22 protein-coding genes, 1 tRNA gene and 2 pseudogenes are annotated in these 26402 nt (G+C 42.5%); 10 read left to right on the forward strand and 15 right to left on the reverse strand.

Features of this window, described 5'->3' with window-relative positions; translation table 11 throughout:
- Positions 1 to 16: 16 nt before the first annotated feature.
- Positions 17 to 937, reverse strand: a complete 921-nt coding sequence (gene murQ, locus B5D77_RS19585; protein ID WP_008196984.1) for an N-acetylmuramic acid 6-phosphate etherase — start codon at positions 935 to 937, stop codon at positions 17 to 19.
- Positions 938 to 1132: 195 nt separating this feature from the next.
- On the opposite strand from murQ, the gene rplU reads away from it, so the two are divergent.
- From rplU to B5D77_RS19600, 3 genes are all read left to right on the forward strand, one after another.
- Positions 1133 to 1522: a 50S ribosomal protein L21 gene (rplU, locus tag B5D77_RS19590; protein WP_106909478.1), complete on the forward strand. Its 390-nt coding sequence runs from the start codon at positions 1133 to 1135 to the stop codon at positions 1520 to 1522.
- Between the two features lie 34 nt (positions 1523 to 1556).
- Positions 1557 to 1826 (forward strand): 50S ribosomal protein L27, encoded by a 270-nt coding sequence (gene rpmA / locus B5D77_RS19595; RefSeq protein ID WP_002744094.1) that lies wholly within the window; start codon positions 1557 to 1559, stop codon positions 1824 to 1826.
- Between the two features lie 147 nt (positions 1827 to 1973).
- The gene (locus tag B5D77_RS19600; RefSeq protein ID WP_106909479.1) at positions 1974 to 2906 is read left to right on the forward strand and encodes a phytanoyl-CoA dioxygenase family protein; all 933 of its coding nucleotides are present in this window, start codon (positions 1974 to 1976) and stop codon (positions 2904 to 2906) included.
- A 213-nt stretch (positions 2907 to 3119) separates the two neighbouring features.
- Here the strand turns inward: B5D77_RS19600 and B5D77_RS19605 are convergent, their stop codons facing one another.
- The 3 genes from B5D77_RS19605 to accA form a co-directional block, all read right to left on the reverse strand.
- Entirely contained in the window at positions 3120 to 3473 is a 354-nt protein-coding gene (locus B5D77_RS19605) for a DUF86 domain-containing protein (protein WP_008196973.1), read from the reverse strand.
- Positions 3463 to 3753, reverse strand: coding sequence for a nucleotidyltransferase family protein (locus B5D77_RS19610; RefSeq protein WP_002736589.1), 291 nt, complete (start codon positions 3751 to 3753; stop codon positions 3463 to 3465). The genes B5D77_RS19605 and B5D77_RS19610 overlap by 11 nt, the downstream gene beginning before the upstream one ends.
- A 137-nt stretch (positions 3754 to 3890) precedes the next feature.
- On the reverse strand, positions 3891 to 4880 hold the full coding sequence (accA, locus tag B5D77_RS19615; RefSeq protein WP_008196969.1) for an acetyl-CoA carboxylase carboxyl transferase subunit alpha: 990 nt from the start codon (positions 4878 to 4880) through the stop codon (positions 3891 to 3893).
- A 174-nt stretch (positions 4881 to 5054) separates the two neighbouring features.
- On the opposite strand from accA, the gene B5D77_RS19620 reads away from it, so the two are divergent.
- Positions 5055 to 6002 carry a fused MFS/spermidine synthase gene (locus tag B5D77_RS19620; RefSeq protein ID WP_106909480.1) on the forward strand — a complete coding sequence of 316 codons (948 nt, stop codon included), beginning with the start codon at positions 5055 to 5057 and terminating at the stop codon, positions 6000 to 6002.
- A 48-nt stretch (positions 6003 to 6050) separates the two neighbouring features.
- On the opposite strand, the gene recJ is transcribed toward B5D77_RS19620, so the two are convergent.
- The 4 genes from recJ to B5D77_RS19645 form a co-directional block, all read right to left on the reverse strand.
- Positions 6051 to 8333: a single-stranded-DNA-specific exonuclease RecJ gene (gene recJ / locus B5D77_RS19625; protein ID WP_106909481.1), complete on the reverse strand. Its 2283-nt coding sequence runs from the start codon at positions 8331 to 8333 to the stop codon at positions 6051 to 6053.
- Positions 8334 to 8610: 277 nt separating this feature from the next.
- Complete coding sequence (locus B5D77_RS19630) at positions 8611 to 8865, reverse strand: MoaD/ThiS family protein (RefSeq protein ID WP_008196963.1); 255 nt, start codon at positions 8863 to 8865, stop codon at positions 8611 to 8613.
- Between the two features lie 19 nt (positions 8866 to 8884).
- A complete protein-coding gene (gene sbcC / locus B5D77_RS19635; RefSeq protein WP_106909482.1) occupies positions 8885 to 11908 on the reverse strand; it encodes an exonuclease subunit SbcC in 3024 nt (1007 codons plus the stop codon).
- 176 nt (positions 11909 to 12084) lie between these two features.
- Positions 12085 to 12312, reverse strand: coding sequence for a hypothetical protein (locus B5D77_RS19645; RefSeq protein ID WP_052275324.1), 228 nt, complete (start codon positions 12310 to 12312; stop codon positions 12085 to 12087).
- 210 nt (positions 12313 to 12522) lie between these two features.
- On the opposite strand from B5D77_RS19645, the gene B5D77_RS19650 reads away from it, so the two are divergent.
- Both B5D77_RS19650 and hrcA read left to right on the forward strand, forming a co-directional pair.
- Entirely contained in the window at positions 12523 to 12861 is a 339-nt protein-coding gene (locus tag B5D77_RS19650; protein ID WP_002760272.1) for a rhodanese-like domain-containing protein, read from the forward strand.
- A gap of 380 nt (positions 12862 to 13241) precedes the next feature.
- On the forward strand, positions 13242 to 14318 hold the full coding sequence (gene hrcA, locus B5D77_RS19655) for a heat-inducible transcriptional repressor HrcA (protein WP_106909483.1): 1077 nt from the start codon (positions 13242 to 13244) through the stop codon (positions 14316 to 14318).
- Here hrcA and B5D77_RS19660 read toward each other — a convergent pair.
- The gene (locus B5D77_RS19660; protein WP_002760270.1) at positions 14305 to 14598 is read right to left on the reverse strand and encodes a hypothetical protein; all 294 of its coding nucleotides are present in this window, start codon (positions 14596 to 14598) and stop codon (positions 14305 to 14307) included. The genes hrcA and B5D77_RS19660 overlap by 14 nt on opposite strands.
- Positions 14599 to 15221: 623 nt before the next feature.
- On the opposite strand from B5D77_RS19660, the gene B5D77_RS19665 reads away from it, so the two are divergent.
- Entirely contained in the window at positions 15222 to 15617 is a 396-nt protein-coding gene (locus B5D77_RS19665; RefSeq protein WP_008196953.1) for a hypothetical protein, read from the forward strand.
- Positions 15618 to 15826: 209 nt separating this feature from the next.
- Here B5D77_RS19665 and B5D77_RS19670 read toward each other — a convergent pair.
- Positions 15827 to 17440: pseudogene (locus B5D77_RS19670) on the reverse strand (type ISP restriction/modification enzyme); the annotation flags it as partial.
- Between the two features lie 115 nt (positions 17441 to 17555).
- Here B5D77_RS19670 and B5D77_RS19675 point away from each other — a divergent pair.
- Positions 17556 to 18362, forward strand: coding sequence for an IS1 family transposase (locus B5D77_RS19675; RefSeq protein ID WP_254052957.1), 807 nt, complete (start codon positions 17556 to 17558; stop codon positions 18360 to 18362).
- Positions 18363 to 18390: 28 nt separating this feature from the next.
- On the opposite strand, the pseudogene B5D77_RS19680 reads toward B5D77_RS19675, so the two are convergent.
- Together B5D77_RS19680 and B5D77_RS19685 are read right to left on the reverse strand one after the other, a co-directional pair.
- Positions 18391 to 19779 (reverse strand): annotated as a pseudogene (locus tag B5D77_RS19680) (N-6 DNA methylase); the annotation flags it as partial.
- Between the two features lie 437 nt (positions 19780 to 20216).
- A tRNA-Pro gene (locus B5D77_RS19685) sits at positions 20217 to 20290 on the reverse strand.
- Positions 20291 to 20361: 71 nt separating this feature from the next.
- Here B5D77_RS19685 and lipA point away from each other — a divergent pair.
- Positions 20362 to 21267: a lipoyl synthase gene (gene lipA, locus B5D77_RS19690; RefSeq protein ID WP_071988975.1), complete on the forward strand. Its 906-nt coding sequence runs from the start codon at positions 20362 to 20364 to the stop codon at positions 21265 to 21267.
- On the opposite strand, the gene rdgB is transcribed toward lipA, so the two are convergent.
- Positions 21230 to 21823 (reverse strand): RdgB/HAM1 family non-canonical purine NTP pyrophosphatase, encoded by a 594-nt coding sequence (gene rdgB / locus B5D77_RS19695; protein WP_106909484.1) that lies wholly within the window; start codon positions 21821 to 21823, stop codon positions 21230 to 21232. The two genes, lipA and rdgB, sit on opposite strands and share 38 nt — an antisense overlap.
- Positions 21824 to 22865: 1042 nt before the next feature.
- Between rdgB and B5D77_RS19705 the strand changes: the two genes are divergently transcribed.
- A complete protein-coding gene (locus B5D77_RS19705; protein ID WP_008196947.1) occupies positions 22866 to 23309 on the forward strand; it encodes a molybdenum cofactor biosynthesis protein MoaE in 444 nt (147 codons plus the stop codon).
- 2 nt (positions 23310 to 23311) lie between these two features.
- On the opposite strand, the gene B5D77_RS19710 is transcribed toward B5D77_RS19705, so the two are convergent.
- Positions 23312 to 24391 carry a hypothetical protein gene (locus tag B5D77_RS19710; protein ID WP_008196944.1) on the reverse strand — a complete coding sequence of 360 codons (1080 nt, stop codon included), beginning with the start codon at positions 24389 to 24391 and terminating at the stop codon, positions 23312 to 23314.
- Positions 24392 to 24651: 260 nt separating this feature from the next.
- Positions 24652 to 26214, reverse strand: a complete 1563-nt coding sequence (locus B5D77_RS19715; protein WP_008196943.1) for a B12-binding domain-containing radical SAM protein — start codon at positions 26212 to 26214, stop codon at positions 24652 to 24654.
- Positions 26215 to 26402 lie beyond the last annotated feature (188 nt).

Here is a 26402-nt window from a genome sequence, read left to right on the forward strand (position 1 = left end):
AATCAATAGGTTTTTATCAATCAATTTGATTATAAGCTTGCAGGGCAGCCCGTAATTGCCCTCGATGCTTTTGTAACAATTCTTGTCCTGCCGCCGCCGAAAGTCCCGTTTTCTGCATTAACAAAGCCAGTTTAACCCGGCGGCCACTTTTTTCCAGCAAAATAGCCGCTTCCTCACGACTAATATCGCTAAGGTTACAGATAATCCGCAGGGCGCGGTCATGGAGTTTATGATTAGTAACAGCCACATCGACCATCTGGTTGCCGTACACCTTGCCTAACATTACCATTGTCCCTGTGGAAAGGATATTTAAAGCCATTTTCGTCACCGTTCCCGCTTTCAGACGGGTGGAGCCGGCCAGAAGTTCTGGTCCGGTCAATAAGCGGATATCCACATCCACCGCGATTTCCACCTGTTCGGCGGGGACACAACTAATGGCAATCGTCGTCGCACCTCGCTGTTTTGCCGCCTGTAAAGCCCCGTGAACGTAGGGGGTAGTACCCCCGGCGGTAATCCCCACTACCACGTCTAATTCGTGAATTTCTCGCTGGGCAATCACGGCCGCCCCATCTTCCGCTTTATCCTCCAAATCTTCGGAACTACGCACCAGCGCCGCCGCTCCACCGGCAATAATTCCCTGTACCAATTCCGGGGGAGTGCAGAAGGTGGGAGGACATTCGGCCGCGTCCAAAACCCCCAGCCGGCCACTGGTTCCCGCCCCAATGTAAAAGAGTCTGCCACCTTTAGCCAGAGCTTGACCGGTCAGGGAGATTGCTAGGGCCAATTCTTGCCGGGCCATGGCGATCGCTTTTAGGGTTTGGGCATCCTCGCGATTGAACAGATCCACCAATTCGAGCGGGTTTAATTGGTCTAAATTTAGGCTGTTTGGGTTAATTTGTTCGGTTAACAGGTGTCCTCTGCTTTCCCACTGTTCCATAACGGTTTAATTGAGCTTTTTGTAAGATTATTTTTAGTATATAGCGAATCGGTGGGCTAAAAGCTTGACAATTGCCCCCCGAATATTAGATGATAGTAAATTGTGTCAATTCCTGCTCGGATCAGGTGAAGACATTAGCACAAAAGCTGGAATTTTTTTCAGCTACCTGTACGGCAAAACGAGCGCAGAAAATTCATGAGTTACGCAATTATTGAGACCGGTGGCAAACAGATTCGGGTGGAACCAGGTCGCTATTACGATATCGAACTTCTTCCCGTCGATGAACAAAGTACCCATACCATCGACAAAGTGCTGTTAATCCATGATGAGGATGATATTAGCATCGGTCAGCCCTTTATCGAAGGGGCCACCGTCGAAGGCACTGTCATACAACATCGTCGGGGCAAAAAAGTTATTGTCTATAAAATGCGCCCGAAAAAGAAAACCCGTAAAAAACGCGGTCATCGTCAAGAAATTACCCGTTTTATGATTGATTCAATCAATTATAACGGTAAAACCCTAGTCGCCACTGCTGCTACCTCCGTCGCTGAAGTTGTAGAAAATAGTAGCGATGAAGAAGAATAACTTTTAGAATCAAAAAAGCATTTGGAGAGAAATTATGGCTCATAAGAAAGGTACGGGTAGTACCCGCAACGGACGCGATTCTCGTTCCCAACGCCTAGGCGTTAAGCGCTACGGTGGTCAAGTGGTAAAAGCGGGAAATATTCTCATCCGTCAACGGGGTACTAAAGTTCACCCGGGTAAAAATGTTGGTCGTGGTGGTGATGATACTTTATTCGCTTTAATTGATGGTGTGGTCAAATTTGAATACAAGGATAAAAGTCGCCGTCAAGTTAGCGTTTATCCTGCTGAAGTTAGCGCCAGTTAATCCCATCAACCCTGATTAATTTTTTCCCTGTAACCTCCTAACTCATACTAGGGGGTTTTTTCAGATAATTTATATCTGTTGACAGACTAGACCGAACACTCATAGATTAGAATAGTCCGAAAGTAGCTCGGAAAAGATGGACTCACCATGATTCTTAAAATTGCCGATATCTTAAAAAATTTTCCCTGGTCTTTCAATTCTACTGCCGAATTACCCTGGTTAGATCGATCGCGAGCCGAAAAATCCCTGCAAAAAGCTCGTCAACAACGGCGAATTTCCGAACGAGAATATCAACTCCTTGACCATTGGCGAGAATTGGGTTATTGTATTGTCAAAGATTTAATTCCCGCAACGGCGATCGATAATTTAGTAGCAGAATTAGCCGATTTATTTTTCCTAGAATCGGCTATCCCTGGATTAAGAATTGAAGGCATTCAAGCAGAAAATCTACCGGCGAGTTTAAGTCACGAGCAAGTTTTAGCCCTAGATATCGAGCAAAGAAAAGCCTTAGTCAATTCTATTTGGCGACTCCATGGCTTTCATGAGATTTCCCCCGCCGCTCAAGCAATTTTTGACAATCAAAATCTGAGAGATTTAGTTAATTTAATTATTGGCAAATCCTGCGAACCGAGATATTCCATCAACTTCCTGCACGGTACAGAGCAAGGACTGCACGAGGATATGGCAGTTTTTTATGTTCATCCTGCTAATCATTTAGTTGGTGTTTGGATTGCCTTGGAAGATATTTCCGCAGATGCTGGCCCGCTAATTTTTTATCCTAAATCTCATAAAAATATCAAAGTAACTGACTTTTTTCCAGACTATCCCGCCGTCAATCTTAAAAATATTACTGCCGCTCAAATTCCCCAATACCAAGATTATGTTAACCAGCGCGCTCAGAATTATGACTGTCAATCATTTACTGCTAAAAAAGGAGAGATTCTTCTCTGGCACGGAATGTTAATTCATGGTGGTGGGAAGATTAATAATACCCTGCTAACCCGTAAATCGATGGTCATTCATTTTATTGCCGAGGGTGGCGATTACAACGATCGGGCTTTGGGACCTTTTAATTGGTAGGATTAATTTACTACTAATAACTCGGAAATAATCGGACTAATACTAAATCCGTTTAGTATAGGCTACTTATGAGGAGAGGCAATAGGGGTAATAGATAATCCGTCTTTAATAACTGGATTTAGTATAACATCGGATTTTAACAGGTCAAAAGTCTTATTTTCAAAGGGTTTTACCATCATTCAGCCAGCCCTAAATATGACAAATGCCCCGCAACTATTCTGTTTTTTTTTCCCTTGACAATACTTCTTGTAGTTGTGGTACTAAGGTCGGCAAATCTTCTCGAATTGTTGCCCAAATTCTACTTAAATTAACTTGAAAATATTCGTGAGTTGCAACATTTCTCATTCCTGCCATTAAACGCCAAGGAATAAGAGGATAGCGAGACTGAATTTCCTTCGGTACATTTCTAGTTGCTTCTCCGATAATAATAAAATCATAGAGAACCGCTTTGATATTTGTTTGATTCTTGGCAAATTCCTCAAACGTCATTGCCTTTGTTCGCTGTTCAATTTCACTGATAGATTCTAAAATGTCTTGAAGGCGAAGTCGCCAATCTCTAGAAGGCATTGATCAGATCCTCAAGCACAGGTTCCCGTAAATGTTCTCTTAAGGCATCCTGAGTTCCTAAATCCACAGAGCATCCCAGAATATCTTCTAAATAATACTGTACTTGCAGAAGTTGAAAAAAACCACCTTGTCGATCGAATTCTACTAACAAATCTACATCACTATCGGCATCAGCTTCATCCCTGGCCACTGAACCAAATAAAGACAAAGATTTCACCCCTAGTTTTTGTAACTGTTCTCGGTGTGCCTCTAGAATTGCCAGCACCTCGTCCCGTTTCATTTGGTGTGTCTTTGAACCTGCCATCAATATTATAGCTTTGTCGGTGCAACCCTTAAACTGAAGCTGAAATCTTCCAAATCTACAAAACAAACTAATCACTGAAAACTCACATCTGATAACTGCTCACCGATCACTGATTAAGCTGTAGCCTCTAAAAATACGCCTAAATTGCGGAATTTTTGATAACGAGATTCGCGCCGTTGTTGGGGTGTTAACAAAGATAAAGTCTCTAAATTGTCACTAATAGCGGCTTTTAAATTGGCTGCCGCTTTAATCGGATCAGCATGGGCTCCTCTGGAGGGTTCAGGAACGATCTGATCGATAATATTTAACTCTTTTAAATCTTTTGAGGTAATTTTGAGGGCAACTGCCGCTTTATCGGATTTTTTGGCATCTTTCCAGAGAATGGCGGCACAAGCTTCGGGAGTCGCCACGGTATAGACAGAATGCTCTAACATTAATAGGCGATCGCCAACACCAATACCCAAAGCACCGCCGGAACCACCTTCGCCAATAACAGTACAAATGATCGGCACATCTAAACGGAACATTTCCCGAAGATTATAGGCGATCGCTTCTCCTTGACCTAATTTTTCCGCTTCCACCCCCGCCCAGGCGCCGGGGGTGTCAATAAAGGTTAAAATTGGCTGATTAAACTGATGGGCGTGTTCCATTAAACGCATGGCTTTACGATAACCACCGGGGGCAGCCATGCCGAAATTTCTAGCCACATTATCCTTAGTATCCCGGCCTTTTTGATGTCCGATAATCACCACGGGACGACCGTTAAGACGGGCAACACCACCCACAAGGGCAGGATCGTCGTAACCACAGCGATCACCGTGTAACTCGAACCATTCATCGGTGATGGCTTGAATATAGTCTAGGGTACTGGGGCGCCGGGGATGACGGGCTAATTGTAGCCTTTGGGAAGGGGTAAGATTGCTAAAAATTTCACGACGTAATTGATTAGCTCGTTCGTCTAGTTGACCAATTTGTTCCGAGACATCCACGCCATTTTCTTGGGCTAATTCTTTAATCTGTTCGATGCGAGATTCTAATTCGTAGAGGGGTTTCTCAAAATCTAGGAGAAAAATCTTTTTCTCGGTAGTCTCGTTTTTGCTCATAGGTTAGTGGCTAGAAGTTTACTGTTTGCTAATCTTTTCTAGCTTACCGTTTTTCAGCGATCGATTATCGGCAGCTTCGGGATTACCCGGAGATAATTTCAGGTTATCGATCGAATTTTGTCAATTGTTGTATAATGATGGATCGTGCCTTTTTCACCCCAAGGAGGATTAGTTATGGCAGGAAGTGAACTAAAAGCGGATCTATGGGTTAACGAATATATTACCCCCTGGGACATTTATAGTCATGGGGTTTCCAGGATTTTAGCCTACAAAAAAACCGCTTTTCAGGAGATGTATATTGTTGAATCGGGGGCCTATGGAAAAGCCTTGGTACTGGATGGGAAATGGCAATCTTGTACGGGGGATGAATTTATTTATCATGAAGCATTAGTGCAACCGGCAATGATTGCCCACCAAGAACCAAAAACTGCTTTAATTCTGGGGGGTGGTGAAGGTGCGACAACGCGGGAGTTATTGCGTTGGAAAACCATCGAAAAAGTGATGATGATCGATATCGATGGGGATGTGGTAGCAGCTTGTAAGGAACATCTTCCCGAAATGCACCAAGGCACTTTTGATGATCCTCGTTTTGAGTTAGTTGTGGCCGATGCTTTAGAAGTTTTAGACACCACTAACGATAAATGGGATATTATTATTTCTGATCTGGTTGATCCCATCGGAGAGGGTCCTTCTTTCCCCCTATTCACGAAAGAATACTTTGAAAAACTACAAAGAGTTTTGGCCGAAAATGGCATTGTTGTTGTCCAATCTGGCCCAGTTTCTCCTCCTTCGGTGATGTATCATGCGCGTTTGGTGAATACTTTAAAAGCAGTTTTTCCCTACGTTCATTCCTATTGCGCTCCTACTCCTAGTTATGGTTCCCCTTGGGGTTTTACTCTCTGTGCTAATCATCCTTTAAATACTCGTCCCGATCCCGAGGTGGTGGATGAATTAATCAGCGATACAACTACAGGAGGATTACGTTTAATTGATGGCATGACTTTGCTCGGAATGTTACAAACTCCTCTCTATATTCGTCAAGCAATCGCACAAAATACGGAAGTTTATACCCTGGCAAAACCTCCGAAATTCTTCGGTCAAGGAGTAATCAGTAATCAGTAATCAGTTATCAGTTATCAGTTATCAGTTATCAGTAAATAAGGGTTATAACTAGAAATCGATCGAGTCTTCATGATTGAGAATTGTTTGCAGTATTTCTAGGGGAACAGTAGCAAAGTATTGCTGGAGAAAGTTCTCTAGGGCTACCGCTTCTAGAAATTGCTCAATCTTATTAATTTTTGCCTCATAATTGACTAATTCAAAGGATAAATTTTCTTGATTTTTCTTGACTTTAAAGCCATTTGCTCCTAGGGAAATTAATCCTAATTCTAGGGTATGATAACTGAGGTTTAAGCGGTTTTGTAATTGTTGACGGGAAATACTGGTTTTAGTTCTAGCTAAATATTTCCCAATCCCCACAAGGTTTATCCATGTGGTGTGAGCGGATTTTTTTAAAGGACTAGCATAAGCAAGAACTAACTTTTTATCCTGTAAAATTGCCTGTTGATATTCCCTGGAAAGTTTTGTCCAATCCCGGGGACATTCCCAGAGAAAAAGGGGATTTAATTGGCTAACTTCTTGACTAATTTCTCGATGGCGATTGTCGATTAAAAAATCTTTTTTATTACTATAGCTTAAGTATTCTTGTTGATAGGTTTGCAGGGCAATTAAGCGCACTTCATAGCGATTTTTGTAGGTATTAAAATCTAATTCAACTACGGCATCATAACGGGTATCAGCAGCAATTTCGTCTTTGTGATGACCCCACCACATACCGGGGAAACCCTGCTCGATTGAACTATCCCAAATCTCAAAAGTTGTCCGGGGATAAGCGATTTTTTTGCCTTTGAAATCCTCAAGATTTTTATGCCAAAGATTGTGAAAATAACAATTTTGAATTAATAGCTTCGGTGTCGGATTACCCATCCCGCAGGGTTCCAGTAATTTTAATTCTCTAAATAGACTTTTTCCCAATTGGGAAACCGTCACCACCGCATCCACTTCTATCTGGGAAGAAAGGGAAGTTAAATCAATTCCTGTGCGTCGCAACTGTTGATTAATTCCCTCAATAAATAGTGGTAAATTTTCTATAGTTAAACTTAAACCCGCAGCCAAAGGATGACCACCAAAACGATGTAAAAGATGGGATTGAGAGGATACTAATTGATAAAGATCGATCTCGCGAATTGACCTAGCGGAACCCTTAGCAAAAGGTGGTTCACTGGTACTTAATAAAATTGTTGGTCGTTGGTATTCTTGGGCAATTTGTCCCGCAACTAATCCTAAAATTCCCGCCATCCATTGGGGATCATCTAAAATAATTACATTAGTGGTAGAAAGATCAATTTTCTCTAGTTTTTTCTGAACTTGTTTAATAATATCCCGTTGAATTTCTTGGCGACGAATGTTGGCTAATTCCGCTTGTTCAGCTAATTCGTGACAACGTTTTTCATCTTCACTGGTAAGTAATTCCACACAAAATCTAGCATCGCCATAAATGCGACTGACGGCATTAATGCGCGGTCCAATACCGAAGGATATATCCATCGGTCTATCTCCGGTTTTGTTACATAAATCGAGTAATTTTTTAACTCCCAAACGCTGAGTATTTTGCAGTTTTTGCATACCTTTTTGGGCTAAATAACGACATTCTCCCGTTAATTTGACTAAATCGGCAATTAAACCAATCGCAACTAAATCCAGTAAATTTTCTAGGGGTTTTCTGGGAATATCTGCCAGGGTTAAATACATCGCTTCCACTAATTTATAAGCAACGGCAACCCCAGAAAGATGATAGAAAGGATGGGTTTCCACAAAGTAGCGGGGATTAATCAGGGCAATCACCTCGGGGCGCTCGTCGGGTAGGGTATGATGATCGGTGATGATAATATCGATGCCTAGACTGTTTGCATAGTCAATTTCGGCGATATTCGTGCTTCCCGTGTCACAGGTGACGATTAAACTGGTTCCTTGATGCGCTAGTTTCTCGATACCAGGAGAATTGAGGCCGTGGGATTCTTTTTGGCGATCGGGTATGTAATAATCTAACTGTTGATAGGGTGGGAAAAACTGTCCCAATCCTTCCCAGAGGACACTGGTAGCGGTGACACCATCGGCATCGAAATCACCCCAAATAGTCACTTTTTCGCCTTTATTTAGGGCTTTTTCCAGTCTTTTGACGGCGAAGTTCATTTCTTGCCCAAAATCAAAGGGAGTTTTTGACTGATAAGCTTTCTCATCCAGAAACGTCCGCAGAGTCGCCTCATCTTGGACACCGCGATGCCATAATATTTGTGCGACGACGCTGCCATTCGACTCTGGGGTGTAGTCTTGGACTATTTTTAAAAACTCTTGGGGAAGAGACACCGATGGGGGAATTTGCCAGTTAGACACGGGATATCAGGGAAAAAGTAAAAAAGGTGGCAGTTTTTGTGATTTTCCCTATCTCCATTTAGGGCTTGCTGAATAAATGTGAAATGTAGGCAAGGTAAGGGTTTTGTGGCTTTTCTCGCTCCCACAGGTGCAAGATTTTGAGAGAATCGTGCTTCAAAACCTTGCGTCTTCATCAGCCCGCGTCCTGTAGGGGCGAAGCATTCGGACAATAACCTATCGGTGAAACCGTAGATTTTCTATCCGAATGCTTCGCCCGTACTTTTTCCGCAAACCCCATTTAGCCACCACTAACGGGGGGAATTAAAACTATCTCATCGCCATTTTCGAGGATTTTCTCTCCCGAAACAAACTGAAGATTAACTCCAAAACGAGTAACGTCGCGCCATCTTTCTAATTGGGGATAGGGGGCTATAATATAGTTTAACACTGCTGCCACGGAAGTGTGGGCAGGAAATTCGAGGTTTAATTGTGAAGTTTGATAGACTTCTTGATAAATAGCAAATAGTTTTACTGTGATCGTAATCTTTTCCATCTTTACATCAATATTTTTTCTAGGATAATAACATTAATTGAGAACCCTGTTCGGTTTTGCGGACTTCGATGCGGTGTTGAAAAGCTTCTTTAAATTGGGGCATATGAGTTACCGTCAAAATACAGGCAAAATCGGCGGATATAGCGTTAATTGCCGCAATTAAGCGCTCGCATCCCTCCGCATCCTGAGTTCCGAATCCCTCGTCAACAATGAGCATTTGTAAGGCTGTTCCGGCTCTTTGTGCCAATAATCTCGCTAAAGCTAATCGAATCGAGAAATTAATCCGAAAAGCTTCCCCTCCTGAATAGGTTTCGTAGGGACGGGATCCCCGGGTATCACCAATAATAATATCTAAAGTATCGATTAACTTTTGTTGCTGTTTCTTAGTACCTTTACCGCTTTTTTGGGTTAAAAACTGTACATGAAATTGATTACCAGTTAAGCGAGCTAAAATATGATTAGTTTGTGCTTCTAACTCTGGTAAAACATTCTCAATCATCAGAGTTTGTAAACCATTTTTGCCGAAAGCTAGGGCTAACTCTTTATAAACTCTATATTGTTGTTTAACTTTAGCTAAATCGCCCTCTTTTTCTGTCAGTTGTTTACCTAAAGTTTCTAGTTGATGTAATTTCTCCTCAACCCGACCTTTTTGGGAGAGTAATCCATCAATTATCTGTCTTCGCTGTTGAATATTAGTCGATAATGCGGCTATTTCTTGGCGATAGTCGGTCAAAGTACCAATCTTTTGACTAATATTTGCTAACTCCTGATTCAGCTTCTGGCGATCCTCATTTCGCACCTGTAATCTTTGCTCAATGTCAGCGATTTTAGCGGCTATTTCTGGATAATTTTTTTCTGCTTGTTGCCAGTCTTGATACTGTAATCTTACCCCCTGTAATTGTCGGATCAGATTTTGAATATTCTGATGTTCACCGCGATCATAATTCAAGTTTTGAATAAGCTTTTCTAAGCGTTCAATTTCCTGTTTAAGTGGGGAGTTTTGACCTAGTTCTTGTTTCTCCTGTTCTAGTCTAGCTAATCGATTAATTAAATTAGGTTTCTCGGCCTTGATATTAGCTAAACGACGGTTTGCTTGCTTAAGTTCTGATTCTTGAATTTCTGCCCAACGCCATCTTTTTTCTTCTCCTCTGACTAAAGCGTGACTTTGTTCATCATAGTTTAATAGGGCGATTTCTTGATTGACAATTTGCAATTCTTGCTGTAATTCTAGGGCATAATTGCCACTGCTTAAAAGTGCTTCTAACTGGACAAGTATCTCCTCGGTTTTTTCTAGTTCTATTTCCTTTTCTTCAATAGTTTCTAACTTAACTTCTAACTGCACATATTTTTGTTGTAGGCTCGATCTTGCTGGCAATTCTTGTTTAATTTGGGCTAATTCCTCCCGTAAACGTTTTAAATCTCGATCGCAGTCTGCCATCCTTTCCTGTAGGGACCAGATTTGCTCTTGAATTTGTTCTTGATGCTGATGGGTTTTTCTGATTACTTGATGACGGTGATGACTGTCTAAATTCTGTTCACACAAAGGACAAACCGAATCGGGAATATTTAATTTTTCCAATTTATCAGTTAACTCTAAAAGTTGTTCTTCATATCTTTTTTGTTGCTCCAATAAACTTTTTTTATCCACTTGTTTAAGAGTTTCCTTTTCTTCAACTCGTTCACAATAGGTTTGTTTTTTATCCAGTTCCTTAATCCGTTTGGCTAAATTGAGAGCTTCCTCTCTTAGTACAGGAATACGAGCGATTTCTGTCTCTAATTGTTGCCGATTTCTTTGCAGTTGTTCCCGACGAGCATTAATCCTGGCTTTTTCCCGTTCCAACTGCATATTTAAATCAGCTTTCCGGCTATTTAAAGGAGCATATTTTAAAGCTAATCTATCCAATTCCTGAAGACGTTGACGATGATAATTTAACTTCTCTAATCCTGCTTGAATATCCCCCGCTTGCTCGATAATTTTTTGAGTTTCTTGTTCCTGTCTTCCCAATTCTTCTAAACGAGCGCTCGTTTGTTGGATGGGAAGGGTAAATTCGTTAATTTTTTGCTGTAATTTCTGTTCTAATTGTTGTTTATCATACTGGGCCTGTTGCCAAGCTTGTAATTGACTTGACAAACTGGCCTCTTTCTGGTCTAAATTGATTAGGCGCTCGTGTGCGGTAATAATCTCATTTTTGCGATGAAGAATAGTCCTTATTTGATTTAATTGATTGTCTAGACTAACTTTTTCCCGGTCTAATCTCTCGATTTCTGCTAATAAAGCTCGCTCCTGTTCTCTTTGCCACTGCAGCTGTTTTTCCCAATTCTGACGCTGATTTTCTTCCCCCTGTAGTTGCTGTAAACGGCGATTATTTACCTCTTGTTCTTGATTAATTTGGTCAATTTGGGTGCTTAACTCTTGCAGCTGTTGCTGATAAGAATTTTTCTCCTGAAGACGGAGTTTGATAGTTTCTACCTGCTGCTCGATCTGGAGGGACTGTCCATCAAATTGTTTCGATATATCCTTAGCTTTATTCGCTAAAATTTCATAGCGATCGAGTTGTAATAATTCTGCTAAAATCTGTTTACGACCACTGGGAGGCTGTTTCATAAACTCGTCCGCTTGTCCCTGTCGTAAATAAGCAGAATTAATAAAAGTTTTATGGTCTATTTTTAGATAAGTATTAATCTGTGCTTGGGTATCTTTAATACTTTTACCCGATAAAGGACGAAAACTCTGATCATTGATCACCTGAAAATCTAAACCAGAAGCTTTTCCCCCCCGGTGACGACTACGGATAATTTTATAGATTTCTCCCCCATAACTAAACTCGAAATCTACCCGCGCATAATCGCTGCCCCCATGAATCACATCATCACCAATCGAGACGCGACTCTCTCCCCAAATTGCCCAAGTAATTGCTTCGAGTAAAGAGGATTTTCCTGCACCATTGGCACCACAAATACAGGCAGTATGTAATCCGCGAAAATCTAGCACTGCCTCGCGATAACTGAGAAAATTTTTCAGGGTTAATTGTAGGGGAATCATAAGCTGGGAGGAATTATGAATTATGAATTATGAATTATCAAGTGGGAGGTGGGGAAGTGGGGAAGTGAGGAAGTGGGGAAGTGGGGAAGTGGGGAGAATGCAGTACAAGGCATAATTAGCGGAAATTCTGTCACTCAGCCTCAGCAAAATATTGGTATCAAATAGATATTTAGCCATTAGTCATAGATAGTTTCACGCCCTAAGGCTTCATCGGGTAATCCGGGGGTATCCTTGGGTTGACTTTCCAGAAATTTTAGCCAATCTTCTGCTTTTTCGTGGGAGGTCATCTCTGCAATTTTTGGCGAAGTTATCTGAGTTAGAAATTGGCTGAAGTTTAAGACTTCTTGTTGTTTTTCTAAAGGAAGTTTTCGCAAGTTTTCGATAACGGCTTGTTCAATATTCATCGAAATTCAGCTTGTCGATTAATCGGCGTACTAAAAAGCATCAATGTCTTCAATACCTGCCCGTTCCCCATTATATCACCCCCCCCGCTCTGGCACTGACCAAATCCCCCCACTTGGCTGGGATATTATTCCTACGCAAGTACCTAACCGCTCAGGGTCCCTCGATTTGCTACTCTAAAGGAAAGATAACCGATTCTTAAGACCAAATCTATGAGCATTCCCGAAATTAGCGTCCATGAACTCGCTCTCCGTTTAGCCGATCATGATCCTAATTTACAACTTATTGATGTGCGCGAACCGGAGGAAGTTGCCATGGCATCTGTAGCCAATTTTACCATTTTACCCTTGAGTCAATACCAAGAATGGTCGCCCACTATTGCCAGCCAATTCAACCCCCAAGCGGAAACCCTGGTTATCTGTCACCATGGCATGAGATCCCTGCAAATGTGCCAATGGCTACAAAGTCAGGGTTTTACTAATGTTAAAAATATTAACGGCGGCATCGATGCTTATTCCCTCCTCGTCGATCCTAATATTCCCCGTTACTAATTTTGATCGCCTCCATCGGGAAAAGAGCGGGGTAAACTATCCCCCTTCTCCCCATTGATTACGGTCCTTCGGTTTGTCTTCTGCAATGGACGGGGTTATAAGGAATGAAACCCTTATAGAGACAGACATTGCCGCGATTTTTGTCAATTGTTTTTGATCTAGAGCGAACTAATCAATTAAATCTCTGGCCAGATAAGGATATAGTCGATTTATGCCACCCGATCGAACCATACCAAGTAACGAAGAACCTTGATGACTGATAACTGATAACTGATAACTGATAACTGATAACTGATAACTGATAACTGATAACTGATAACTGATTAAGCGTTATACTGTCTAAAAAAATGTTATAAATCTTTTGTTAAGATTATCCCCCTATGTCCGCTAGAAACCATCTCAGCGATCGCTATCAACATATCTTAAAGGCCACAATCCAACATTATATCGCCACGGCCGAACCGGTTGGCTCGAAAACTCTGCTGGAGGAGTACAAATTTACTGTTAGTTCCGCCACGATTCGCAATGCTCTCGGTAAACTGGAAAAAGAAGGTTTACTCTATCAACCCCACACTTCCTCCGGACGCATTCCCTCCGATTGGGGTTATCGTCTCTACGTCGATGAGTTAATGACTCCCGATGACCGTATCGGCGAAAAAATCGGCTATTATCTGCATCAAAAGGCTAAATCTCCCGCTTGGAGTCTCGAAAGTCTGCTGCAACGGGCCACCCAACTTTTAGCCGGTTTAAGCGGTTATATCGCTATCGTTACCCTCCCCCACACCCTCACCAATACCCTGCGTCATCTGCAATTAGTCCCCGTCTCGGACCGGCAGATCATGTTAATTATTGTTACAGATAGTTTACAAACACGCTCGGTTATGATAGAGATTCCTGAGTCTATGGCAACGGACAAGAAGGATGGATTAGCAGAAGAATTACAAATCCTCTCTAATTTTCTCGGGGAAAAATTAAAAGGTTATTGCTTGGCAGATTTAATTAACCTCGATTGGCAGCAAATCGAGCGAGAATTTACCCGTTATACCCATTTTCTCCAACAATTAAGCCAAGAAATCGGCGCTAGTCTCCAATCCACTGCCACGCCGGAGATTATCGTCCATGGTGTCGCTGAAGTCATTCGACAGCCAGAATTCGCCCAATGGCAACAAGTACAAATGTTACTGCATCTATTGGAAGCAGAACAGGATCGCCTTTTACCCCTGATTTTACAAAGACCAGAACCAGAAAAATCAGCTAAAAAAGTCAAAATCACCATTGGTTCCGAAAATCCTCTGGAATCCATGCGCCCTTGTACTCTTATCTCCGCTTTTTATAAACAGGGAGATACTCCCGTCGGTAGTGTTGGCATTATCGGACCGACGCGAATGTTATACGAAAATACTATTCCCCTGGTGGAATCCACCGCTAACTATCTCAGTGAAGCTATAAGTAAGTAGATATCCCCCGCAAAGGTTCGGGAATGGGACAATCGACAGTAAACTCTAAAATTGTCTCACCATCCCCCAAATAGCCAGAATTGGCAAAACAGAGCAACATCCGCACCAGCGCCACCCACACCTCCGCATCGAACTCCCAATCCTGTCCCCGACGCGCTCCACAGGCGATCGATTTTAGCGCCCAAAAATAACTATTTCTCACCACTGAACCGCCTTTTTTGTAAACCGGCACATCCTCATGGTGAATATAAAGAATATCATCTTTAGCGATCGCTCTCATTGGTGGCTAGGAAAGTTGCAGAAATTTTCAGTTGACTGTCCTAGATAATAACATCTTTAGCGATCGCTTGCGTCGCGCCAGAAAACCCACTAAGCTAAGACGCATCTTAACCGCCTATCCTTAGATTAGCTGAATCTCCCCTTGCCCCCCCGATGTCGGTAGGTTGGGGAGTTGCCCCCCGATGTCGGTGGGTGAGTTGCCCCCCCGATGTCGGTAGGTTGGGGAGTTGCCCCCCGATGTCGGTGGGTGAGTTGCCCCCCCGATGTCGGTAGGTTGGGGAGTTGCCCCCCGATGTCGGTAGGTTGGGGAGTTGCCCCCCGATGTCGGTAGGTTGGGGAGTTGCCCCCCGATGTCGGTGGGTGAGTTGCCCCCCCGATGTCGGTAGGTTGGGGAGTTGCCCCCCCCGATGTCGGTAGGTTGGGGAGTTGCCCCCCCGATGTCGGTAGGTTGGGGAGTTGCCCCCCCGATGTCGGTAGGTTGGGGAGTTGCCCCCCCCGATGTCGGTGGGTGAGTTGCCCCCCCGATGTCGGGGGGGTTGGGGGGGTAGGGTTGCCTCGTCTCAATTTTCTTTCTTTCTCACAAATATGAAGTATAATGTCATTGATAGCTAAACCGCACTAAAAATGAAATCCTATCCAGTAGAGTTCCGTCAGAAAATCCTCGACTGTTATTATAACGAACCCATCTCTCAAAGACAATTAGCGAAAAGATTCTGCGTAACCCTAAGTTTTGTACAAAAGCTTTTGAAACAATATCGAGACACAGGAGATGTTCGACCAAAGACTTATCGATGTGGACGTCATTTAAAACTCACGCCAGAACAAATGCTCGTCCTCGGTACGTTAATTGAGGAAAATAATGACGCAACTCTTGCTCAACTATCGAAACTATTCCTAGAAAGAACTGGTATAGTGTTAAGTGTGGCGACAGTGGCAAGAATAGCCGAACGCTTGGGAATAACCCGCAAAAAAAACTATACAACCACCCGCAAAAGAGACAGAAAAACTACAACAACTTAGACAATGATAAAAAGTAAGTGGGTGGGTGGAATTAAATATAAGATGAACGTAGGTTGGGTTGAAGCATGAAACCCAACGCCTGCTCATGTTACGCTACCGCTAACCCATCCTACAAATAATTGTGCCTCCCTACTTAGGGTTTGCGGCAAAAAGTTTTTCTTGGAGGCAGGGTGTAGAATGTAGAATAAGATTTCCCGGAAGCAATCTTTTTAATGTCTCATCGCTTCTATTATTTTCATGGTTTCGACGCTGACAGTACAGACTCGTTGTAATAAGTCAATTACTGTTTCTTTATAATCGACGAAGCGATAATTATTAAATCTTTCGGCGATGGTTTGATCTTTGGGTTTCTTTTCCTTATATTGATCTAAAATCCATTCTAAGGCCGAACGATTACCGAGTTTATATTCCCAGGCAATTTTGGGAATATCTTGTAGGAAAGTGACATCATCGAGGTTGATGGAATTTTTTTCTCGGTCAGCTTTTAGTTTAGTTTTCGGTTTGAGGTTATTATTAGTATCAATGCGGGTTAGTGGGTAGGGTGCGACGGTTTCATAGTTGATGTGTAATTCCATTAGTTTGCTTCCCCATTCTACCCATTGAGAGAAGTTATCATAAAAGGGAAGCCGGGGAAATTCTCGCTTGAGGTTTAATTCATATTTACTGCGATATTCTGGGTAGTGAAGGACTGCATAAGTGTAGTGGAAGATATCGAGTTTGGTGATGGTTTTATCGTTGTAATGTTTTTGGAATTGTTGCAATCCCCAATCGGTGATATTATCGATGCGGTTTCCTTCTTTGTCGTAGTAGTAGAGGGGGAGACATTGGGTACTACCCCCACTAACTAGCAAACAAGCAAGATCAATAATATGATTTGATACAAGAGATACAAATTTGTCTGAACCGACATTTAAGCCAATTATGATATTATTAAATTCATTGTTAAAAATATTAAACCATTGATAAGTCATTCCGTTGAAATGCTTGTCAAAATAGAGCCATTGTTTTGTATATGGACGATAATAACTCATCAACATATTAGCATCGTTAAATACCTTTGATATTCTTTTAGAAAGATACTTAGTTAATTCTCGATCCCATTTAATCTGATTTCGTTCTTGATAATTTTCATCTTTAAAAGTTCTCTGATAAACATCTACAAAAAACCTCATCTTTGCTTCGAGCGTATCTCTTGAAAAGTCATAAACCCACTCATCTCGCTGAGTTTTAAGTCCTGACGAAAACAACTTAAACACAGCTTTCTCAGACTTACCACTTTTTACCTCCTTATCAACCAAGGGTAGCAGTTGATCAAAGTCATTATCTGATTGATTGAGCCAATTATGTTTTTTATCTGGGATGATATGCTCAAAATCAAGCTGATTAAGTTTTGTCGATGACAAAAACTCTAATTTTTGCGCTGCTGTATCCAATTCAGGACGGCGAGTATATAAAATTTGACAAGGAAGATTATTACTTTCTCGCTTCACAATCAAACTAATCGCCACCCCCGTCTGAATACCGAAAACATTATGAGTTGTCCCTGAAAGTTTAGGATTTTTCCTGACATTACCACCTAAATCAATGATATAAATTTCACTAAACTCATTCTCTACTACTTTTCTAAATCCATCATAAGCCAACGCATCGATAAAAGAAGAGTTAGTAATAAACGCTATTATACCATTTTTATTTAACCGATCAGAAGCCCAACGAATAAAACGAGTGTACATATCATAGACGACAATTTGATTCTGTGCCTTACCTTCTTTGACATAACTATATTTAATGCGCTTGTCAATCGCTTCATAACTTCGATTTGCGGTAATGATTCGGTAGTAGTGGCGTAGCTCTCTTGCTTACCTGGTATGAATTGTGTAAAATATTTATTAATAAAAATAATTGGCTCGAATCAGTCTTTAAACCTCTAGCTTGATCATGACTTTTCTGATAAATATCTTTTTCTGGCTCCTGTCTGGCTTACTGAAATATCAGTCTAGCACCGAACAAAGTCCCCCCCCTAGTTCACCTCCGTTCCCCTGTCCTAATTGTGGTTCTCACCATACGATCAAGAATGGTTCTATTCATAATGGAAAACCCAAACGTCAATGTAAAGAATGTGGTCGTCAGTTTGTGATCAATCCCACTAATAAAACCGTCTCTGACGAAACCAAACAATTAATTGATAAACTCTTGCTCGAACGAATTTCCTTACGAGGAATTGCTAGAGTAACAGGGGTAAGTTGGTCATGGTTACAAAATTATGTCAACAATAAACTGGCGGCTGTCCCCCGTCAAATAAAGGTTTCAGACAAACCAAAAGGTAAATTGGTTATAGAATGTGATGAAATGTGGTCTTTTGTTTTTTCTAAGACGATAAAGGTCTATATTTGGCTGGCAATTGATAGAAATACAAGAGAAATTATTGGTTGCTATTTAGGAGATAGGAGTCGTCAATCAGCCAAAAAACTTTGGGCTAGTTTACCAGGTGTTTACCGACAATGTGCAGTTGCTTACACAGACTTTTGGGAGTCATATAAGACAGTAATTCCCAGTAAACGTCATCGACCAGTCGGGAAAGAAACTGGTCAAACTAATCATATTGAAAGATTAAATAATACCTTTCGACAAAGGATTTCTCGGTTGGTGAGAGAGAGTCTATCTTTCTCTAAAAAAATGGAGAATCACGTTGGGGCTGTTTGGTATTTTATCCATGACTACAATGCACAACTGGCAAAGGATTAAGCCGCCATCACTACTACAGAATCACCACCCGATTTGCATTATCTTGATTAAAATTTTCCTGCTTGGCATTATAAGGAGGATTACCAATAATTACAGAAATATTGCGGTCATTTTGATTTTGAATGCGTTGGGTATTCTCCACCGACATGGCAAACAAATCCATCTGCTTGAGATGAAAAGCAGCATGGTCCAGGGTATCCACAAAACAGATATGCTCAAACTCCTCATACTCACCCATCTTCTGCTTGTAGGTGAACTCAATATTCAAATTAGCAATATAATAAGGCAGAATTGCCACCTCATTACAGTGCATCTCATGCTTATACTTGTACCGTAACTTATCCTTCGGTAAATACTCAATCAACTCCGTTACAAAAGTTCCTGTCCCCGTCGCCGGATCTAAAATTTCTACTCCTGGATCCGCCAACAACTTACCAAAATGCTTGTGGACTAAATAATCGACACTTTCAATCATAAAACGGACAATTTCATTGGGTGTATAGACAATTCCCAACCGGTCCGCCGCTTTCGGATTGTATGCTTTATAAAAATTCTCATAAATCGCCTTGAGAAACTTCTGCTTTTCGTGGTGGTTATAAATATTCGCCGCTGTCCGCCGAATTACCGCATAATAACGTTCAATAGTCCCTAAAGTATTGCGCTTGGTATTACCAGTAAAGAAAGTTTCAATCACTCCCTGTAATTCCCTAGCGATATTATTTTCCCGGTGAAACTGGGACTCATTAAAAATATTGATAAAAATATCCTCTGTCAGGATGTGCTGAATAATCATCTCCCGCACATCTTCCAGACTAATTTCTGGATTGATTGACTTGCGACAAATCTCTAAAAAATTGTCCCGCGCTGTCACAAAATTCCGATTCGTCTCCGACTGCAACGCAATTAAATCCCGCAACGCTTCTAAAATTGTTGGTAAATCTTCCTTAAAACTATCAATCGCCTCTCGAAAATCGTTAACTTCTGGACGTACATAATTAATAAAAGCATTAATAATCCCATCCAAAGCCTCATCATCGCGCATCGAGACGCGCAGTCTTTCTTCTCCTCCTTGAATTAAAACCGCCGTCTGGGAATCTTCAAATAAAATATTGTCATTAGGGTAGCCTTTCGCTAACTTTTTCTCAATTTCTTCGTCTAAATTATCGTATTGATCCTTACTTTCCCAATATCCCCAATCTAACCGTAAAGCATCCTTAACCGTCCCGTCAGGATAGACAACTTTTCCCGACTTAGTGCGATAATCCAACTCCGGAATTAACAAAAAATCCTGCGCCTTGCAATAGTCATTTAATAAATTCTGAAAAGCGACTCTAATCGAAGTTTCCTTGCGACTGCCGCCATATTGGACAATCTTCTCAACTTCCGCCTGATACTGGCTGATTAATAATCTAGACATGGGCTTAGAGGAGGTAAATTAAGTAGTTAAGTAGGTAGGCACAATTATTTGTAGGATGGGTTAGCGGTAGCGTAACCCATGCGGGCGTTGGGTTTCATGCTTCAACCCAACCTACGTTCTACTCTAATCGAAGTTTCCTTGCGACTGCCGCCATATTGGACAATCTTCTCAACTTCCGCCTGATACTGGCTGATTAATAATCTAGACATGGGCTTAGAGGAGGTAAATAAGTAGTTATAATCAAAGAGAAGATAGATTTTGGACTCTCTTATTCTTGGTGTGATCAGTTTAACCCATATAGGAGCGATCGATCTTTGTGTCCTCTGTGTCTGGAGTGGTTCTTTCCACTCCCTCGCCAGCAGGACTATATCCTAGAATACATTTTACCCAGCAAACCCAAGAGAGCCTATTTTGCCTCTCCCCTTGATTGTCTTTAATCGGGATGACAGGATTCGAACCTGCGGCCCCTTCGTCCCGAACGAAGTGCGCTACCAAGCTGCGCTACATCCCGAAAGTTTTTAGCTAAATTATCATAGCATATTCGGCCTTGATTGGGTCGAGACTTGCTAGGATATTAGGGATATAGGCAAAAATTATCGGAGTAGTTCAGGCGTGACGGTCAAACCAGAGTGGTTACGGGTAAAAGCACCGCAATGGCAGCGAGTCGGCAGTGTTAAGGAGGTTTTACGCGATTTAGGCTTAAATACCGTTTGTGAGGAGGCTTCCTGTCCCAATATCGGCGAATGTTTCCACGCGGGGACGGCTACCTTTTTAATTATGGGTCCTGCTTGCACTCGCGCCTGTCCTTACTGTGATATCGATTTTGAGAAAAAACCGCAACCTTTAGACTCCACGGAACCCCTGCGACTAGCGGCAGCCGTGCAACGTCTTGATCTTAATCATGTAGTGATCACTTCTGTCAATCGCGATGATTTGGCCGATGGAGGCGCTAGTCAATTTGTCCGTTGTATCGAGGAAATTCGCCGCATTTCCCCAAAAACCACCATCGAAGTGCTGATTCCCGATCTTTGCGGCAATTGGGAGGCTTTAGCTTTAATTCTTGCCGCTAAACCTGAAGTTTTAAACCACAATACCGAAACTGTTCCCCGTCTCTACCGTCGTGTGCGTCCCCAGGGTGATTACCAGCGTTCTCTGGAATTATTGCAGCGCGCTCGCGCCATTGTTCCCGCTACCTACACAAAATCGGGCATTATGGTGGGATTGGGGGAAACCGACGAGGAAGTGCGCCAAGTAATGCGCGATTTACGGGCCGTTGATTGTGATATTCTCACCATCGGGCAGTATCTGCAACCATCGCCAAAACATCTCGGTGTGCAGGAATTTGTCACCCCCGAACAGTTCCACGCTTGGCGCGAATATGGGGAATCTCTGGGATTTTTACAAATTGTTGCGAGTCCCTTGACAAGAAGCTCTTATCATGCTGAACAAGTCAGAGCCTTAATGAATTTGTACCCGCGAGAGTCTTGAGATGGGGCAGCAATTGCTCAAAAGCTCGTCCTCGGTGGCTAATTTTTCTTTTTAATTCGGGAGGCATTTCCGCAAAGGTTAAAGCGTATTCGGGGACATAAAAAATCGGATCGTAACCAAAACCACCCTCACCCCTAGGACTGGTGAGAATTTCTCCCGTGCAGATTCCTGTGGCGCTCAAGGCAATCTCACCATCGGGACGGGCGATCGCAATTACACAGACAAAACGGGCCGAACGATCTTGATTATCTCCTAATTCTCTGACGAGGCGATCGATTCTTTCTCGATCATTTTCACCGTAGCGGGCCGAGTAAATCCCCGGGGCATTTCCTAACCCGGTTACTTCCAATCCCGAATCATCAGCGATCGACCATTCTCCCAAAGTTAGGGCAATTTGAGCAGCTTTTAAATAGGCATTTTCGGCAAAAGTCGCCCCGGTTTCCTCTATCTCTAAATCATCGGGTTTTAACTGCAATTCTAGGTCGATATCGGTTAAGTATTCCCCTATCTCTGCTAATTTACCCGGGTTACTCGTGGCTAGAATTAATTTTTTCATCGAAAATAATCGGTTTGAAACCCCGGCCTTTTAGGACGGCTTGACGTTGAGAATATTTCACTATACACTAAAGCTACAGTAAAAACTTTTAACTCCCTGACTGCTTTGGATCGGACGGACATTTCCCCCTGATTATTGCCAGGATTAAAGTTAAGTAGGGAGGCACAATTATTTGTAGGATGGGTTAGCGGTAGCGTAACATAATCGGGCGTTGGGTTTCATGCTTCAACCCAACCTACGTTCTGCTTTGGATCGGACGGACATTTCCCCCTGATTATTGCCAGGATTAAAGTTAAGGATGGGTTCCTTAAAATTCCCATTGACTGAAAGACTCAAAGACAAACAGATCAAGGAAGTACAAATACATCCAAAATACTCGGCTCGCTGGTTTGACAGCAATTGTCTTCTTGAAAAAATTTTCACCACCAGAGATGAAAGAGGTTTCCTTCCCCACACCCTACACCCCACACCCCACACCCTACACCCCACTTCCCCACTTCCCCCCCCCCAATTCATAATTCATAATTCATAATTCATAATTCCCATCTCCCCACCCCCCAATTCATAATTCATAATTCATAATTCCCATCTCCCCACCCCCCAATTCATAATTCATAATTCATAATTCCCATCTCCCCACCCCCCAATTCATAATTCATAATTCATAATTCCCATCTCCCCACCCCCCAATTCATAATTCATAATTCATAATTCCCATCTCCCCACCCCCCAATTCATAATTCATAATTCATAATTCGGCTCTTCTAGGTTCTGTGTGATAAGTTTAATTGACATAGGATCGATCGATCTTTGTGTCCTTTGTGTCTTTGTGGTTCGTTCCACCCCCTCGCTCTTGAGAAATGTATCTTAGAATACATTTTACCCACCAAAGCTGGGAGAGCCATAATTCCCATCTCCCCACCCCCCATTCATAATTCATAATTCATAATTCCCATCTCCCCACCCCCCAATTCATAATTCATAATTCATAATTCCCATCTCCCCACCCCCCCCACTTCCCCACTCCCCGATCCCCTCATCCATGACACCAGATAGTTTTCGCGTCAGTTTTGCTCCCTTATCTTTGCAGGAAGTATATCAATTAGCCGATGATGGGGCTAATGGTGCTGTTGTACTAATGAGTGGCACTGTACGGGAGCAAACCGACGGTAAACCGGTTATTTGTCTTGATTATCAGGCCTACGAACCCATGGCGATCGAGGTTTTCCGGCAAATTGCTCGGCAAATTCGGCAAACTTGGCCCGATACCAATCGAGTTGTCATTCACCATCGCACTGGTAAGCTACAAATCGGGGAAATTAGCGTCTTAGTAGCGGTGGGTTGTCCCCATCGCGGGGAAGCTTTCGCAGCCTGTCGTTATGCTATTGATACTCTCAAGCATAATGCCCCCATCTGGAAAAAAGAATACTGGTCTGATGGTTCTAGTCAATGGGTTAGTATTGGAGCTTGTGAAACGGCCCATTAGGTCTAATAACGCAAAATTAAGGCAATTTTTTGGTAATCGTTCAAGGAATCTTCATCGACTAAAGCTACACGTCCTCCCTTGGCCAATACCACTTCGATAATTTCATCCACTGCATCATCGATTACCTCCGTACCACCGACGTTTTCCACCAGTATCAAATCACCGTTTTCGCTTAAAACTGCGGGTACATGGTAATTTTTATCCACTAATAACAATTTTCCTCGACCTTCCTGCGCTAAACGCCACACTTCTCCCAGGGTAGAGATAACTTTTTGAGCGCTGACTGCCGCGTCCAAAGCTTGCAGGGCTTCAGTTTTTTGAGTCTGACGCACTGAATGCATAATCGGCAATACTTGCGGAATTAATTCTGGCAGTGAGGTTTTGTCAAAATTGCCGGTTAAAGTGCCAACAATTGCTGATGTGTACTGTGAAACTTCTTGAAAGAAGGAAATTTGACGAACCACTCCACCCACAATCAAAGGGGAAGAATCATCAATGTCAATGTATTCACCCAGAGCATTATCTACCTGCTGGAAAAATCGCCGGATTCTATCATCTAGATAACTGGTATCGGCATCAAAGGGCAGTGGTGCGGTGGCCCCCGGTCCAGTCATTTCTAAGGGAAAATTCTGATCGCGAATTTCTTCGAGAGTTTCTCCTGTAGCTGAGATTAAACGAGTAGAACCCTGACTTAATAGTAACAGCCAATAGGGTTGTTCTCGATGTAATCCATAAACTAAATCCCGTGTGGCAAAGGTTTTATCGATGACAACTCTTGCCTGGACAGAAAAAGGCAAGTTATAAAGCTTGGCAATATCCGGACCAATATAGAGAGCTAATCCATCTAGAGTATAAGGATAATCTATTTCAGCCACGAGACTATCGAGGCGCTCGAACAAAGGTTCGATTTCACGTTTAGAGAATTCTGCCGATAATCGGTGCTTTGCTTCATCGACCAAATTTTTAACGAGAATAGGGTCTTGTTTGTTATCCGGTGAGGTGCGATGGGTAGGTAAGAGAATGGAAAGGGCGGGTATTTGAGTTAGGGATTGTAGTTTCTTAAGTTCTTGACGAGTAATCATTGATTTTAGCTTGATTGATAGGGTTAAGGAGCTAAAAATACTGGCTTTATCCAGATTTTCTCGATTTACTCAGTATTCCAGCTAACATTTTAGGGAAAAAATGTAATTATATCTAGAAAATTAAGAATTTATACTGAATTGCTTTGGCAGAGATTGAGGGAATTTTTAACCAGAAAACTAGGAATATTATTGATTTATTGATCGTCCACCATCAGGACAGAAAATGTTCAGGATGGGTAAATAACCCATCCTCGGAATAATTAGGCCGCTATGGCGGTTTTTTCCGCTATTAATGCCTCTTGGCGTTGGAATTCGGCTAATTGTGCCGTAATTTCATCCCGGACAATCTGACGGTATTCCAGGAAATGCTCGTTGTGGGCGCAGACAGTGATATAGTGTTCGGCGTTGGCGGGATTATGGCGCAAAATACCGAATAAATTCTGCCAGAATTTCCAGCGCGTGGAACGTTTAAAGCCCTGTCGCCAGATAATTACCGCTAGGGCATAGAGATCGGCCCGTCGAGGCAGTTTAAAGGCTGGTTTCGCTTTAGGTGCGCCTAATTTCAGGAAACAGCGATAGGTGCGATCGAGAAATACCTCCGGATCGTACAATTTCCAGAAGGCTTCAATATATTCTGTGGCAATATCTTCGATCGGCCGGGTGGGAACGAAATTCATCAGGGTACTTTGGTTAATGTCCTGTTTCCCCGTTAATCGTAGTCGTCCTTCTTTTTCCAAGCGAGTCCATAGAGCGGTATTGGGTAAAGCTTGTAACATTCCAAATAGAGCCGTGGGAATGGCTGCTTCTTCGACAAAATTAATAATGCGATCGGCCGCTCCTTTTTTCTCGCCATCAAAACCGATGATAAATCCCGCCATGGGGCGCAATCCTGCTTTAATAATCTTTTCTACCGTCTCGGTTAACGAACTACGGGTATTTTGGAATTTTTTGGTTAATTGTAAACTTTCTTCGTCGGGGGTTTCAATACCTAAAAAGACCGCATCAAAGTAACAATCAACCATCATAGCCATTAATTCGGGATCGGCGGCTAAATCCACCGACGCTTCCGTGTTAAACCGGAAAGGGTACTGGTGTTCTTCTTGCCAAACCTTTAATTCTTTGAGGAGTAATTTAACGTTGCGCTTGTTGCCAATAAAATTATCATCCACCATGAACACGCCCCGACGCCAACCTAATTCGTAGAGATAATCTAATTCTTTTAATAATTGTGCGGGGGTTTTGGTGCGGGGTTTACGACCATAGAGAACGATAATATCGCAAAATTCGCACTGGAAGGGACATCCCCGCGAAAACTGCACCGACATGGAATCATAAGCTTCAAAATCGAGCAGATCGTAGCGTGGAACTGGGGTAATTGTCACATCGGGTTTTTCTGTGGTGCGGAAAACACCTTTGGTTTCTCCTCTTGCCAATGCTTCCACAAACATCGGAATGGTGATTTCTCCCTCATCGAGAATCAGAAAATCGGCCTCAGCCACTTCGTGGGGGATAGAAGTGGGATAGGGACCACCCACAGCCACCAGTTTACCCCGTTGCTTGGCTTCGTGAATTTGCTCGATTAAATCTTGACGTTGCACAATCATGCCGGAAAGAATCACTATTTCGGCCCAGTCCCATTCTGCTTCTGTCACCGCCCGAATATTGCGATCGACCAGTTTAAATTCCCATTCCTGCGGTAAAATCGCCGCCACCGTCACCATACCCAGGGGGGGAAGTAAGACTTTGCGATCAACTAATTCCAGAATTTTGTTATAGGACCAGAAAGTCGGCGGAAAAACGGGATAAATCAGTAAGGCGCGCATATTCACTCCTCGCTCGATGGCGATCGATTCTTGACCTTTCGCTTGATTGTAATCTTTTTCGGTCAGGGATGGGAAAACGGTTATTTAGTCCTACAACTGAGATCAGGCTTGATTTTTGGCCGCCATTGCCTACCCTTGACCCTACCCCCATAAAAGTTTATGGTTAACATCAATAAAATTTATGTAAA

The sequence above is a fragment of the Microcystis sp. MC19 genome, assembly GCF_003019735.1.
Classification (GTDB): Bacteria; Cyanobacteriota; Cyanobacteriia; order Cyanobacteriales; family Microcystaceae; genus Microcystis.